The organism is Gulosibacter sediminis (genome assembly GCF_030011715.1).
In the GTDB taxonomy this organism is placed as follows: Bacteria; Actinomycetota; Actinomycetes; order Actinomycetales; family Microbacteriaceae; genus Gulosibacter; species Gulosibacter sediminis.
Map to the genome: position 1 here is coordinate 1 of NZ_JASCYH010000011.1, position 14018 is coordinate 14018.

At 65.9% G+C, this 14018-nt stretch carries 16 protein-coding genes; 6 read left to right on the forward strand and 10 right to left on the reverse strand.

What is annotated here, in order from left to right; genetic code table 11:
* Positions 1-36: 36 nt before the first annotated feature.
* The 4 genes from QM019_RS05330 to QM019_RS05345 all read right to left on the reverse strand — a co-directional run bounded on the left by QM019_RS05330 (position 37) and on the right by QM019_RS05345 (position 1994).
* Positions 37-348, reverse strand: coding sequence for a hypothetical protein (locus QM019_RS05330; protein ID WP_282852168.1), 312 nt, complete (start codon positions 346-348; stop codon positions 37-39).
* Complete coding sequence (locus tag QM019_RS05335; protein WP_282852169.1) at positions 327-755, reverse strand: permease prefix domain 1-containing protein; 429 nt, start codon at positions 753-755, stop codon at positions 327-329. The genes QM019_RS05330 and QM019_RS05335 overlap by 22 nt, the downstream gene beginning before the upstream one ends.
* 2 nt (positions 756-757) lie before the next feature.
* Complete coding sequence (locus tag QM019_RS05340; protein WP_282852170.1) at positions 758-1120, reverse strand: PadR family transcriptional regulator; 363 nt, start codon at positions 1118-1120, stop codon at positions 758-760.
* Positions 1121-1250: 130 nt separating this feature from the next.
* Positions 1251-1994, reverse strand: coding sequence for a YflT domain-containing protein (locus QM019_RS05345; protein ID WP_282828084.1), 744 nt, complete (start codon positions 1992-1994; stop codon positions 1251-1253).
* Positions 1995-2052: 58 nt separating this feature from the next.
* On the opposite strand from QM019_RS05345, the gene QM019_RS05350 reads away from it, so the two are divergent.
* From QM019_RS05350 to QM019_RS05360, 3 genes are read left to right on the forward strand one after another with little or no spacing between them, the layout of a single operon-like run.
* Positions 2053-3432, forward strand: a complete 1380-nt coding sequence (locus tag QM019_RS05350; protein ID WP_282852171.1) for a magnesium transporter MgtE N-terminal domain-containing protein — start codon at positions 2053-2055, stop codon at positions 3430-3432.
* Positions 3425-4003 carry a DUF1003 domain-containing protein gene (locus tag QM019_RS05355; protein WP_282828088.1) on the forward strand — a complete coding sequence of 193 codons (579 nt, stop codon included), beginning with the start codon at positions 3425-3427 and terminating at the stop codon, positions 4001-4003. Before QM019_RS05350 ends, QM019_RS05355 begins: the two co-directional genes overlap by 8 nt.
* A complete protein-coding gene (locus QM019_RS05360) occupies positions 3996-5108 on the forward strand; it encodes a P-loop NTPase (RefSeq protein WP_282852172.1) in 1113 nt (370 codons plus the stop codon). The genes QM019_RS05355 and QM019_RS05360 overlap by 8 nt, the downstream gene beginning before the upstream one ends.
* 7 nt (positions 5109-5115) lie before the next feature.
* Here QM019_RS05360 and QM019_RS05365 read toward each other — a convergent pair whose 3' ends face one another.
* Positions 5116-5550, reverse strand: coding sequence for a twin-arginine translocase TatA/TatE family subunit (locus tag QM019_RS05365; RefSeq protein ID WP_282852173.1), 435 nt, complete (start codon positions 5548-5550; stop codon positions 5116-5118).
* 23 nt (positions 5551-5573) lie between these two features.
* Here QM019_RS05365 and QM019_RS05370 point away from each other — a divergent pair, with 23 nt between their 5' ends.
* A complete protein-coding gene (locus tag QM019_RS05370; RefSeq protein WP_282828094.1) occupies positions 5574-6209 on the forward strand; it encodes an O-methyltransferase in 636 nt (211 codons plus the stop codon).
* Between the two features lie 62 nt (positions 6210-6271).
* Here QM019_RS05370 and QM019_RS05375 read toward each other — a convergent pair whose 3' ends face one another.
* Complete coding sequence (locus QM019_RS05375; RefSeq protein ID WP_125106174.1) at positions 6272-6442, reverse strand: DUF3117 domain-containing protein; 171 nt, start codon at positions 6440-6442, stop codon at positions 6272-6274.
* A gap of 236 nt (positions 6443-6678) precedes the next feature.
* Between QM019_RS05375 and QM019_RS05380 the strand changes: the two genes are divergently transcribed.
* Positions 6679-7272: a superoxide dismutase gene (locus QM019_RS05380; protein WP_125106175.1), complete on the forward strand. Its 594-nt coding sequence runs from the start codon at positions 6679-6681 to the stop codon at positions 7270-7272.
* 61 nt (positions 7273-7333) lie between these two features.
* Here the strand turns inward: QM019_RS05380 and QM019_RS05385 are convergent, their stop codons facing one another.
* From QM019_RS05385 to dapE, 3 genes are read right to left on the reverse strand one after another with little or no spacing between them, the layout of a single operon-like run.
* Positions 7334-9121 carry an AMP-binding protein gene (locus tag QM019_RS05385; RefSeq protein ID WP_282828097.1) on the reverse strand — a complete coding sequence of 596 codons (1788 nt, stop codon included), beginning with the start codon at positions 9119-9121 and terminating at the stop codon, positions 7334-7336.
* A 9-nt stretch (positions 9122-9130) separates the two neighbouring features.
* On the reverse strand, positions 9131-10417 hold the full coding sequence (locus tag QM019_RS05390) for a hypothetical protein (protein ID WP_282852174.1): 1287 nt from the start codon (positions 10415-10417) through the stop codon (positions 9131-9133).
* On the reverse strand, positions 10414-11562 hold the full coding sequence (gene dapE / locus QM019_RS05395; protein ID WP_125106178.1) for a succinyl-diaminopimelate desuccinylase: 1149 nt from the start codon (positions 11560-11562) through the stop codon (positions 10414-10416). Before dapE ends, QM019_RS05390 begins: the two co-directional genes overlap by 4 nt.
* Before the next feature lie 51 nt (positions 11563-11613).
* On the opposite strand from dapE, the gene dapD reads away from it, so the two are divergent.
* Positions 11614-12558: a 2,3,4,5-tetrahydropyridine-2,6-dicarboxylate N-succinyltransferase gene (dapD, locus tag QM019_RS05400; protein ID WP_282852175.1), complete on the forward strand. Its 945-nt coding sequence runs from the start codon at positions 11614-11616 to the stop codon at positions 12556-12558.
* Positions 12559-12630: 72 nt separating this feature from the next.
* Here dapD and QM019_RS05405 read toward each other — a convergent pair whose 3' ends face one another.
* Positions 12631-13956 (reverse strand): citrate synthase, encoded by a 1326-nt coding sequence (locus QM019_RS05405; protein ID WP_282852176.1) that lies wholly within the window; start codon positions 13954-13956, stop codon positions 12631-12633.
* Positions 13957-14018 lie beyond the last annotated feature (62 nt).

The following is a 14018-nucleotide window of genomic DNA, read 5'->3' on the forward strand; positions in this document are numbered from 1 at the left end:
AGTTCTGGCACCGCCAGAACTACAAAAACTGACCACTCAACTGCCCTCTTGGGCGGCTTGAGAGTCGCTGGTGTTGCGGATCGAGTGGATGAGGGTCGCGATGAACGCGAACAGGATGCCCGCCACCGGCCAGAGAATCCACGAGATGTGCCAGGCGTTCCAGCCGAAGCTCCAGATGAGGAAAGCCGCGACCATGAGCAGCCAGTAGGGCCCGGCGACGCGCGAGATCATCGAGTTCGACTTCTCCTGCTCCTCAGACACGAGCGAGAAGTCACCCTGCCCAAGCAGTCGGTCGAGCGCGCTTCGGCGCATCGACGCCTGCAGAATCAGGCCAACGCCGAGCGCCACGCCCACGAAAACCCAAACCGCGCGATCCCCGACTCGTTGACGCTCAGCAAGACGTTCACGCTGAGGCCGGCCATAATGACGGCGAGCCCGCCCGCGATGAACCACGCCATGCGGCCCCGGTTGCGGATCAGCGCCTCGCCCTCCTCGCGGCTGACGTAGACGACACTGTCGGCCTCTGCCGAGCCTTCGAGGTGGGCGCGAATGCCGAGGTCATCGGCGAGCTCATCGAGGTTGCCAAACTGCGTGATGACGCGGCCGACGGCCTCGTTCTCGCTGACCCCCTCGGCGAGGAGTTCTTGGTAGCGGTCGAGGCTCATCTGCTCGAGTTCGCCGCGCGCACGCAGCACATCCGGAGTCCGCGGCAGTCCGCGAAACATGTGCTCGAGGTAGGTGATGATGGCGTCCATGGCTATGCCCCCTGTTGCTGGCTGGATGCGGTTGATTCGGGAATGTCACGAATAAAGCGGCGGATGAGGTCGACGGTGCGGTACCACTCCTCGACCTTGTCGCGGTAGCTCGCGCGCCCCGCGTCGGTGAGTCGGTAGTAGGTGCGGGCGCGCCCGTGGGTTTCGGAACCTTTGAACGAGGCGATTGCCCCGGACTTTTCCAGGCGACGCAGCGCGGAGTAGAGCGTGGTTTCTTTGAGCTCGTACTCGCCCTGCGCCAGTTGCCCGATGCGCTTCGAGATTGCGTAGCCGTACGACGGCTCGTCGAGCAGCGACTCGAGCACAAGCACGTCGACGTAACCGCGAATGACTTCTGCGCTGATCATCTCTTGCTCCTATGTCTGACGTGGTAGTTACTTTGTCACGCGTACTACGTCACGTCAAGTACTTCCATGGCAAAAGAAAAACGCGGCACGGAGTCCGCTCCGTGCCGCGTCTCTCAGGGTCCCGGTCGCCCTACGCCTCGCCGCGCTCCTGCTTGCGCCGCAGCTCATCCTGCATCTCGCCGTACGTCTTCGGTGGCCCGGCGGGCGCCGCTGGCTTCGGCGCATCCTCACCGGCCGACTCGGGCTCACTCGCCTCCGGCGACGGGCCAGGCTGGCCCGGGTGACCGACTTGAGCGGATGCGCCGGGCCGCGTCGCCTGACCAGGCCACTGCTGCTGGGCGCCAGGCCACGCCTGCCCCTGGCCCTGCTGCGCCGCCACCCGTTGCCCCTCCGCGTAGCCGCCGCGGAGGATGCTCGTGGCGTCGTTCGCGAGCTCGTTCGGCACGATGATGTCGAAGCGTCCCGCCGTGAGCTGCATCATCGAGGTGAATTCGCGCTTGTTCGGCGTCATCGCGTAGACGATGAGCGACCAGATCACGCCAAACGCGATGGACAGCAGGAAGATGCCGACGAGCACGATCAAGTTCGTGATCGGATTGACGATCATCCACATGAGCGACATAAACAGGCCGATCATCACGCCGGTCATGACGCCGTTGAGCGCCGTCCGCCCGATGCTCATGCGCCCGGTCACACGCTCGACCGATCTGAGGTCGCTACCGATAATCGAGATCGACTGCGCCGAGAAGCCCTCGTTCGCGATCAACACGTCGACTGCGTGCTTCGCCGCCTCATACGTTTGGTAGGACCCAACCGTGCGGCCTTGCGGCAGGGTCGGGAATTGCGAGTTCAGAGCAGGACCGGGAGATGTCATACCGAGATTATCCCGCCAGATCAGGAGAAGATTCTGAGACACCACTAGCATTGGTTGAGTGAGTGCTTCAAAGGTTTTTGTCGCGCGCCTCGCCAACACCCCGGTATTCGATCCCGACGGTGATCGGGTGGGGCGCCTGCGAGATGTGATCGTAAATTACCGCTCCGGACACGCGCCCCACGTCAACGGCCTACTTGTCGAGGCCAGCGGCACGCGCCGACTCGTCTTCGTGCCGATGCAACTCGTCACCGCGATCGGCTCGGCGCAGCTCATCGTCGAGTGGGAAGAGGTCGACACCCGCACCTTCGAGCAGCGCGGCGAAGAGGTTCGCGTGCTCTCTGACATTCTCGACCGCACCGGCGTGCTGCGCGACAAGAAGGTGCGCGCGACTATCGAGGATGTCGCGATTGAGGAGGACGACGCAGGCGAATGGTCGATCGGCCAGCTCTATCTGCGCCTGCCCCGCACGTCGAAATTCACCTTCGGCAAGGCGCCCACCCGCTACGCCGACTGGGACGAGATCGAGCTCGACATCGAACCCGGCGACGAGCCCCAGGCCACCCAGTTCCTCACCGCGCACTCCGAGATGGAGCCGAGCGACCTCGCGGATGCGCTGCTCGAACTACCCGAGGGACGTCGCCTCGCCGTCGTCGAGGAAATGCCGGATGAGCGGCTCGCGGATGTGCTCGAGGAGATGCACGAGGACGACCAGCTCGTCATCATCGAACACTTCGACCAGGAGCGCGCCGCAGACGTGCTCGACCAGATGCAGCCGGACGACGCGGCCGACCTGATCGGCCGCCTCGACGCAGCCAAGTCGGCGGCCCTCCTCGAGCTCATGGAGCCCGAGGAAGCCGAAGACGTGCGCATGCTGCTCGAGTTCGAGCCAAACACGGCCGGTGGCCTCATGACGACCGACCCGATCATCGTTTCGGCCGACACGACGATCGCCGAGGCGCTCGTGCTCATTCGCCGCAGCGAAATCGCGCCCGCGCTCGCCACCGCGGTGTTCGTGACCGCCTCGCCATACGAACCACCCACGGGGCGATACCTCGGCCTCGTGCACTTCCAGCGGCTCCTGCGCTACCCGCCCCACGAACGCGTCGGGTCGATTCTCGACAACCGAGTCGAGCCCGCGCATACCTCAACCCGGGACATCGACGTCGTGCGTTCCCTCGCGCGGTACGACCTTGTGGCACTGCCCGTGGTCGACGATGACGACCGCCTCGTCGGCGTCATCACGGTCGACGACGTGCTCGACCACATCCTCCCCGACGACTGGCGCGCCACGGCCGCGGCCGACGACAACACGAAGAACCTCGGCCCCGTCACGGCCGCGATCTCGCTGCCCAAGCAACCGAACCCGACTCCCGTCGCCACCGAGGTGCGTCAGCGCACCGCAGGCACCGGGCGTCCGCCAGGAGGTGACCGTGGCTGAAATCGATCGCAACGATGACCTCTTGAGCGTGCCCAAGACGGCCAAGGCACCGAAGACGAACGGCTCTCGCTCGAAGTCGCGCGACCGTGCCGACCAGCGCGAACAGCCGAAGGGCGACTTCGTCGGTCGCGTCATGGAATCGGTCGCGCGCGGCATGGGCACCCCGGCGTTCCTCATCATCCTCACGGTGTTCGTCGCGGTGTGGATCGCCTGGAACTCACTTGCGCCTGAGGCCTGGCGATTCGATTCGGCGGAGCTCGGCTTCATCGCCCTCACGCTGGCGCTCTCGCTCCAAGCGTCCTACGCCGCACCGATGCTGCTGCTCGCACAGAACCGGCAGGACGACCGCGACCGCGTGCAGATCGAGCAGGATCGCCAGCGCGCCGAACGCAACACGGCCGACCTCGAGTACCTCACGCGCGAGGTTGTGGCGCTGCGGATGCTCGTGAATGAGCTCGCCTCGAAGGACTTCATCCGTGCCGAGATTCGTGCGCTGCTCGAAGACATCGAGGAACTCGGCGACGACGAGCTGCCCGTGTCAGGGCCGGAAGGCACCACGAAGCATGACTGAGTCGCGCGAAGCGAGGATCCTCGCCGAGCTCGCGACCGTCATCGACCCTGAGCTGCGGCGACCCCTTACCGAGCTCGACATGATCGGCGCCGTCACCGCCGTGTCCGGCGCACCTGCCCACATAGACCTCCGCCTCACGATCGTCGGCTGCCCCGCCGCATCCCAAATCGAGCGCGACGTGCGGGCCGCCATCGAGCGCGCGATCGGCACCGACCCGTACGACCTCAGCGTCGGCGTCATGACCCGCGAGCAGCGGGATGCGCTGACGGCGCGACTGCGCGGCTCGCGGCCGAAGACGCATCCGTTCGGCAAGGACTCGCTCACGCGGGTGATCGCAGTCTCAAGCGGCAAGGGTGGCGTCGGCAAATCCACCGTCACTGCGAACCTCGGCGCCGCGATGGCAGCTGACGGACTCGCCGTCGGCATCGTCGACGCCGATGTCTACGGCTTCTCGATTCCGGGCCTGCTCGGCATGGCGTCCGGCACGCAGCCCACGCAGGTCGGCGAGCTGATGCTGCCGCCCGTCGCGCACGGCGTGAAGGCGGTGTCGATCGGGATGTTCCTCCCCGACCCCGACGAGATCGTCGCCTGGCGCGGGCCGATGCTCCACCGCACGCTCGAGCAATTTCTGCGCGACGTCTTCTTCGGCGAGCTTGATGTGCTCTTGCTCGACCTGCCACCGGGCACCGGCGATGTCGCAATCTCGCTCTCACAGCTGTTGCCAGGCAGCGAAGTCGTCGTGGTTACCACGCCGCAACCGGCCGCCGCCGACGTCGCGTGGCGCTCTGGGGCGCTCGCCGCGAAGACCGGCCAGCGTGTGATTGGCGTCATCGAGACGCTCTCCCCCGCCACCCTGCCGGATGGCGAGACACTCGACCTCTTCGGCGCCGGCGGCGGGCAGGAGGTCGCGTCGCGCCTCGACGCCCCGCTGCTCACGCAGGTGCCGATCTCGACGGTGCTCCGCACAGACGGCGACGCGGGCACGCCGATCGTGCTCGCGCATCCCGACGACCCAGCGGCTGTCGCGTTGCGGGCGGCGGCGCGGGCCCTCGCGATCCGACCGCGCGGACTCGCGGGGCGCTCGCTCGGCCTACGGCCCAGCTAAGCCGCGGCTACGTCGCCTCGTTGTCGAACGGTGCCATGCCGGGCACGAGGTGTTCAGCGGACGCGGATGCGCCGAGCGACGACGCCCAACTCGGAGCCGAGTCGGCGGTTGCGGCACTCGCGGTACTCGCGGTGCCGACGGCGACCGCCGTCGCGGCGCCCGCCGTCGCGCCAGAACTCGCCGTTGGCCCAGCGTCGTTCCAGGCATCGCGCACGATGCGACGAGGATCGTACTGGCGTGGGTCGAGCTTGCGCCAGTCTTCCTCGGTGAAGTCCGTGCCCATTTCGTCAGACACGCGCTGCTTCGTGTCGTCCACCCAGTGGCGCGCCCGCTTCACGAGCTTCGCGGCGCCCTCGGCGAGGCCGGGCAATCGATCTGGGCCGAAAATGAACATGGCGATGACCGCGATCACGAGAAGTTTCTCGAAAGTCAATCCGCCCATACCCTTCAGGGTAGCCTGGTGCAATGGCCGAATTCGAACTGGCAAGGCGCTATCTCGACGAACAATCAGTCGAGTCCAAGGCGCAGCTCGCGGCCCGTCGCTATGCGCAGGCGGAGGGGCTCCCCGCACTCAGCCCAACTCTCGGCAGCCATCTCGCCTTTCTCGCGGCGGCAACGAGTGCGACGCAGATCATGCAGATCGGCACGACTTCGGGGCAGGCGAGTTGCGCGTTTCACCGCGGCGCCCCCGAGGCCACCGTCACATCGATCGACGACGATGCCGAACGGCTCGATCAGGAGCGGCGCTCACTGCTCCAGGCGGGGCACGCTCCGGCCTGGATCCGCAATATCAGCGGCGACCCGCGCGTAGTACTTCCCCGCATGAGCGAGTCGAGCTATGACCTCGTGCTCATCGCGAACGATCTCGAGCACATCGCCGCACACCTGCAGCACGCGCTGCGCGTGATCCGCTCGGGCGGCAGCATCCTTGCCCTCAACGCCCTCAACTCGGGCCGCGTCGCCGACCCGGCGCGCCGTGACCCCGTCACGAACTCCCTGCGCGCCCTGATTCGCGAGTTCGGGCGCCACCCCGACCTCATTTGCTCGGTGCTACCCCTCGACGGTGGGGTGCTGCAGCTCACGACCCCCGCCCGGCGCTAGCCGAACCGCGAACGAGGGGCGCGCATCCGCTTGGATGCGCGCCCCTCGTTCTCGTCAGTAACCTAGCTCTCGACGGCGCCACTCAGTGCCGAGGCGAGCTCCTTCGCCTCGTCGTCGTTGACAGACACGACCAAACGGCCGCCACCCTCCAGCGGTACCCGTACGATGATGAGTCGGCCCTCGCGGACCGCTTCCATTGGTCCGTCGCCAGTGCGCGGCTTCATTGCAGCCATGAGTCTTCTGCCTTCCGTAGTTGTAGGGACGACTCCTATTATCCCACTTCCCTGCAATGGCGCCGATGAATGGCCTTCACTTGCGTCATAAACCATGCGTGGGAATGATTTTCGGACCGGTCGGGTTGCATCAAGAAGCAGGCGATAGTCTCGAGGAAGTTGATCCGGCACACCCGTTGATTAACTCTGTCTCGCGACATCGTGTTTCGCGTCCCTACGAAAGGAAATGCCTTCTAATGGCTGAGTTCACGCTTCCCGACCTTCCTTACGACTACAGCGCTCTCGAGCCCCACATTTCGGGCAAGATCATGGAGCTGCACCACGACAAGCACCACGCGACCTACGTGAAGGGCGCGAACACCGCTCTCGAGCAGCTCGCTGACGCCCGCGACAAGGGTGACTTCGCGAACATCAACAAGCTCGAGAAGGACCTCGCGTTCAACGCCGGCGGCGTGAACAACCACTCGATCTTCTGGACCAACCTCACCCCCGACTACGAGGAGCCGGCTGGCTCGGCCAAGGAGCTGCTCGACACCGAGTTCGGTGGCCTCGAGAAGTTCCAGGCGCAGTTCACCGCGGCTGCCCTCGGCATCCAGGGCTCGGGCTGGGCTGTGCTCGGCCGCGACAACGTAACCGGCAACGTCTCGACGTTCCAGCTCTTCGACCAGCAGGGCAACGTGCCGTTCGGCGTCACCCCGCTGCTCATGCTCGACATGTGGGAGCACGCCTTCTACCTTGACTACCTCAACGTCAAGCCCGACTACGTCAAGGCGTTCTGGAACATCGTCAACTGGAAGAACGTCGCCGAGCGCATCGACGCCGCGAAGTAATTCCGCTGATACATGAGGGCGGGTGGCAATTGTCACCCGCCCTCATCCGTTTTCCGCCTCGCTAGCCCTTCAGGCCAGGGAAGTCAGATTCCCGATACTCGTTCGGGATGCGCTCGTTGCGGCGCGCAAACTGCTGCTCGCGGTCGCGCAATTCGACGCGGCGGATCTTGCCACTTGCGGTCTTCGGCAGCTCATAGAACTCGATGCGGCGGGCGCGAAGGAACGGCGGCAGCGACTCGCGCGCGTGCTTGAGAATCGCGAAGGCGACGTCGGCGCTCGGCTCGCGGCCCGGGGCGAGCTGGATGTACGCCTTCGTGATGTTGAGGCGGGTGTCGTCGGGCGCGCCGACCACCGCAGCCTCGGCCACGAACTCGTGCTCGATCAGCGCCGACTCGACCTCGAACGGGGAGACCTTGTAGTCGCTCGACTTGAAGATGTCGTCGGTGCGGCCCACGAACGTGAGCCGGCCGGCATCGTCGCGCTGCGCGACGTCGCCAGTGTGGAACACACCGCCGCGGCGCCGATCCTCGGTCGCCTTGTCGTTACCGAAATAGCCCGACATGATCGAGATCGGCCCGCCGTCGGTCAAGTCGATGCACACCTCGCCCTCGACGCGCATCCGGTCGTCGGGGATGCGCTCGTCGGTGTGCTGGTCGACGAGCACGGCGCGGATGCCCGGCAGCGCCTTGCCCATCGAGCCCGGTGCCACCACCGAGCCGGGCGGGTTGCCGATCGCCGCGGTCATCTCGGTCTGGCCGTAGCCGTCGCGGATCTCGAGACCCCACCATTCGCGGATGCGCGCGATCACCTCGGGATTCAGCGGCTCGCCCGCCGAGATGACCTCGCGCAGCCCCGAGGGCCGCTGCGTCTGGCCGTGCTTGATGAGCATGCGCCAAACGGTCGGCGGCGCGCAGAAGGTGTTCACGCCCGCGCGCTCGAGATGCTGCAGCAGCTGGTCGGGGTCAAACTTCGCGTAATTGTCGACGTAGATCGCGGCCTCGGCGATCCACGGCCCGAAGAACGCGCTCCACGCATGCTTCGCCCAGCCCGGCGACGAGATGACCATGTGCGTGTCGCCCGGCTGCACGCCGATCCAATACATTGTGCTGAGGTGGCCGATCGGGTACGAGCGGTGCGAGTGAATCACGATCTTCGGCTTCGAAGTCGTGCCCGACGTAAAGTAGGCGAGCGCCGGAGCGTCGCCGCCCGCGCCCCGCTCGATCGGCGCATCCGAAACGCCCTCGGAGGCCGAATAGTCGTGCCGCTCTCGGTTCAGGTCAACGTCGTTGCTGATGCCGATCGCGACACGCTCGGGCCCCCGCGCCTTGGGCACCGCGATGACCTTGATGTCGCCCTCGAACCAGTCAAACTTCTCGGCGTCGGCTTCGTCGGTGATGACCCACTTCGCCTCGCCGCGCTGCACACGGTCCTCAAGGTCACCCGAGGCGAGCACGACCGCGGTCGGCATGACGACGGCACCGAGCTTCAGCACGGCGAGCATTGATTCCCACAGCTCGACCCGGTTCGCCAGCATGAGCATGACGGCTTCGCCCGGGCGCACCCCGAGCTCGAGCAGCCAGCGCGCGACCTGATTTGAGCGCCGCCGCAGCGTGTCGAACGAGTATTTCGCCTCAGATTCGTCATCTTCGACGATCCAAAGCGCGGTGTCGTGGTTATTGTCGGCGATGACATCGAACCAGTCGTGTGCCCAGTTGAAGGCGTCACTCACCTCGGGCCAGGCGAACTCCGCCTGCGCGGCGGCCGCGTCGGTGCGGTGGCGCAAGAGGAGGTCGCGGGCGGCCCGAAAGCGCTCGGTATCGGTGGATGCGGGAGTTGCGGTGGGGTCCATTTCGCCAGTTTACGGCGGGGTCCAGTCGCGTCCGATGACAAACCACATCCAGTGCAGCCAGAGTACCTGCGAGAGGAACGCGACCAGCGAAACGAGTACCCGATAGAGCGGAGATCGCGGTAGGGCAAGCGGCGCGGCGGCCGGGAACAGCAGGAATAGGAGCCGAAACGTCGACGACTGTGGAAAGAACACGGCGAAGATGTAGCTGAAGTAGGCGATGCCCCACAGCCGAATCTCAATGCCGAAGCGGCTCAGTGTGCGTGAGCCAAACCAGATGATCATGACCGCGACGATGGCGAGGACGAGCAGCGCGCCAACCACCGGCCCGAACCAGAAGTCGGCGCCAAAGAACCAGGCAGTGAACGGGGGCGTGTGTACCCCGCCGGTGTAGTGCCGGCGCCACGCAAATTCGGTCTCAAGATACGCGTCGAAGCGCCCCGTTGCGACAGCGGCGACGATGAGCCACGCAAGCCCCATAATGCCCGAGAAGATCGCCGCCAACCACGCGCGCTGTTGTTCCCGGCGGTCGAAGCGCTCCACCCGCGCTCGGTAGCGGTTCCAGTAGCGGTAGAGGATATAGAGGAATAACGTGAACGCCCACGCGAGTCCCGTGGGGCGGGTGAACGAGGCGATCGCGACGAGCGGCAGCATCAGCAGCCAGCGCCGCTCGACCAGCAGGTTGAGCAGCGTCACGAGCATCCAGAGGTGGAGGCTCTCAGCGTAGGCCACCTGGAACAGCGGCGAGACGGGCCCGATGCAGAGCAGCGTCACCGCGAAGATCGCGACGTTCTGGCTCACGAATCGGCGCAGCAACTTGAAGAAGCCGAGGGCGACGCCCAGGCCCGCAACGGCTGACACGAGCACTGCGCAGACCTCGAACGGCAGCGTCGTCATGATCGAGATACCGCGCACGAGGAACGGATAGACCGGCATGAACGCCCACGCGTTCTCGGTGACGAGCCCCTGCTCGTTCACTGGCAGCTCGGTCGGATACCCGGAGAAGGCGATGTAGGAGTACCACTCGCCGTCCCAGATATTCGCGAAGGTGAAGTAACTAGGGTTTGACGGTGTCTGCCAGGTCTCCTCCTGGTTGCTTGCGTAGATGAGCATCACGAGAGTCGTCACCACGCGCGAGGCGACGTAGATGAGCACGACCTTGAGCCATGCGGGCACGCCGCGCCACCAGTTGAGGATGGGGCCGGTAGCGGGGATTCTCGTGATCTCGAAGTCGCGGCGATCGACCGCCGGCGACACGTAGCGCGCGGGTAAGGTCGGCAGTGCAGCACGGATGCTCAAGCAACGACCTCCGCATTCGCGCCGGTGAGCCACGAGCGCAGGCCGGCCTCGACCGCGCGAATTTCGTCGACGAGCACGCGCTCGTCGTCGGCGTGGGCCTTCTGCGGGTCGCCCGGCCCATAATTCACGGCGGGTACCCCGAGCGCGCTGAAGCGGGCGACGTCGGTCCACCCCTGCTTGGCCACGGGCTCACCGCCGACGCTCGCGAGGAACGAGAGCGCGAGGGGCGCATCCAGGCCTGGGCGCGCGGCCGGCGAGCGGTCGAGGCACTCGAGTTCGAAACCGTCGAACACCTCAGCCAGGCGTGCCTCGGCCTCATCGAGCGACTTGTCGGGTGCGAAGCGGTAATTGACGTGCACACGGCACTCGTCGGGAATGACGTTGCCGGCAATGCCTCCGGTGATGCTGACGGCGTTGAGCCCCTCGCGGAACGTGAGGCCCTCGACGGGCACGTCGTCTGGCTCGTACTCGGCAAGGCGGCGAAGCACCTCGGACGCGTCGTGGATCGCGTTGTGCCCCACCCACCAGCGCGCTGAGTGGGCGCGACGGCCGCGAGTCACGACCTCGGCACGAATTGAGCCATTGCAGCCGCCCTCGACGCGCGCGCTCGTGGGCTCGCCGAGAATCGCGAAGTCGGCCTCGAACAGCTCGGGGTGGGTCGCCGCGAGCTTGCCGAGGCCGTTCGCGTCGGAGGCGACCTCTTCGTTGTCGTACCAGAGCCAGGTGATGTCAGCGATCGGCTCACGCAGCTCGGCCGCGAGTTTAAGCTGCACCGCGACGCCGGCCTTCATGTCGACTGTGCCACGCCCGACGAGGTACTCCCCTGGTTTAGCGGCGGGAACAGCCGAGGCCGCTTCACCTTCGCTCAACGTCGTGAACGACGTCGGCAGATTCTTGTTGATCGGCACGGTGTCGATGTGCCCCGCGATCGCGACGCGCTGCGCCCGTCCGAGCTCGGTGCGGGCAATGACCGTGTTGCCATGGCGCAGCACCCGGAGGTGCGACAGCCGGCGCAACGCCTCTTCGAGCGTGTCGGCGAGCGTCGCCTCGCGACCCGATTCCGAAGGGATATCGCAGATCGTCTGCGTGAGATCCACGACATCTGCGGTCAGGTCAAGGGATCCATCCGTCGTCAGTGCGGGCATGCGCACCAGTCTAAGGCGTTGCGAGTGTGCGACCTCGGTAGGCTTAATGGCATGACCGATTCTTCGAACGCCCCCGCACGTCTTGCCTGGGCCGACGGCCTGGCAACCCTGACAGAAGCCGGGCAGATGCTCGACTGTTGGTTCCCCGCCCCGCAACTCGGCAGCATCCCCTCAAGCCGCGACCGGTCGATCGCGCCCCGCGAGCTCGAGGACGCCGCACGCGTCGATGCGCGCCGCGGCGTGCGCCAGACGCCCGTCGTCGTCGAAATCGACCTCGACGCCCCCGTCGCCTCGACGCAGGACGCCTACCTGCGCCTGCACCTGCTCTCGCTGCTGCTTGTGCGGCCGAACGAACTCAACCTTGACGGCATCTTCGGCCACCTGCCGACAAATGCCTGGACGAACGTCGGCCCGACGAGTCCCGAGTTCGTGGCCTCGCGCCGCGCGCTGCTGCGCCGCGAGGGCATCCAGGTCTATGCCGTCGACAAGTTCCCCCGTCTGCTCGACTACGTGATTCCCGACGGCGTGCGCATCGGCGACGGCGGCCGCGTGCGCCTCGGCGCCCACCTCGCGCCCGGCACCGTCGTCATGCATGAGGGTTTCGTCAACTTCAACGCCGGCACGCTCGGCACCTCGATGGTTGAGGGCCGGATCTCGCAGGGCGTCGTCGTCGGTGAGGGCAGCGACATCGGCGGCGGCGCTTCGATCATGGGCACGCTTTCCGGCGGCGGCACACAGCGCGTTCGCGTTGGCGAGCGGTCGCTCCTCGGCGCGAACTCAGGCGTCGGCATTTCGATTGGTAACGACTGCATCGTCGAGGCCGGCCTCTATGTGACGGCCGGCACGAAGGTGCGCCTCGGCGACGGTTCGACAGTGAAGGCCGTCGAACTCTCGGGCACGCCCAATCTGCTGTTCCGCCGCAACTCGCTCTCGGGCGCCGTCGAGGTCGTCTCGCGCGACGGTACCGGCATCGAACTCAACGCGGCCCTGCACTAGGTCAGCGCGCCCCGACACGCAGAAACGGCGCCCACTCCTTCGGGAGTCGGGCGCCGTTGTTACGTGCGCTGCTTAGCGCGTGATGAAGTCGCGGCCCTGCGGGTACTCGCGCTCGGTCTCGCCGATGTAGAGCTGCTGCGGGCGGCCGATCTTCGACTTCGGGTCGAGGTTCTGCTCGCGCCACTGGGCAATCCACCCGGGCAGGCGACCGATCGCGAACAGCGGGGTGAACATCCGGGTAGGGAAGCCCATCGCCTTATAGATAATGCCGGTGTAGAAGTCGACGTTCGGGTATAGGCGACGGTCCTGGAAGTAGCTGTCGTTGAGGGCGACCTGCTCGAGTTCCATGGCAATCTCAAGTAGCGGATCGGCGACGCCGAGCGCCTCGAGCACCTCGTCGGCCGACTCCTTGACGAGTTTCGCGCGCGGGTCGTAGCTCTTGTACACCCGGTGGCCGAAGCCCATGAGGCGCACGCCGTCTTCCTTGTCTTTGACTCGCTGCACGAAGCGAGCGACGCCGTCGCCCGAGTCACGGATCTCGCCGAGCATCGTCAGCACGGCCTCGTTCGCACCACCGTGCAGGGGGCCGTAGAGCGCCGAAATGCCGGCCGAAATCGAGGCGTAGATGTTCGCTTCGGTCGAGCCGACGAGGCGCACAGTCGAGGTCGACGCGTTCTGCTCGTGGTCGGCGTGCAGGATGAGCAGCCGGTCGAGGGCGCGCGACAGCACCGGGTTGACCTCGTAGGGCTCGGCGTAGTTGCCGAAGTTGAGCTTGAGGAAGTTCTCGACAAAGCTGAGCGAGTTGTCGGGGTACATGAATGCCTGGCCGACCGACTTTTTGTGCGCGTAGGCCGCGATCACAGGAAGCTTCGCGAGGAGGCGGATCGTGTTGATCTCGATCGCCTCGGGGTCCTTCACTGACAGCGAGTCCTCGTAGTACGTCGCGAGGGCCGCGACGGCGCTCGACAGCACCGACATCGGGTGCGCGCTAAACGGCAGCGCGTCGAAGAGCATCTTGAGGTCTTCGTGAAGCAGCGTGTGGCGAGTGACGCGCTGCTCGAAGTCCTGATATTCGCTTTCGCTCGGCAGGTTGCCATAGATCAGCAGGTAGGCGACCTCGAGGAAGGTCGAACCCTTCGCCAGCTGTTCGATGGGATACCCGCGATAGCGCAAAATGCCCTTGTCACCGTCAATGTAGGTGATGTTCGACTGCGTCGACGCCGTGTTGACGAAGCCGTAGTCGAGGGCGGTGTACCCGGTCTGCTTCATGAAGGTCGACACATCAATCGCGTCGCGGCCTTCGGTTGCTTCAAGGATTGGGAACTCGGCGGTGCCACCGGGGTAGTTCAGGGTTGCAACGTTCTTCGGTGCATCCTGGTTCGCGTTCTGCTCGCTCACAAAACCTCCTGGATAGGTGGGGCAAGGTGGCACAAGCCGCTCGTAACGGGCAGCGCCTCGTC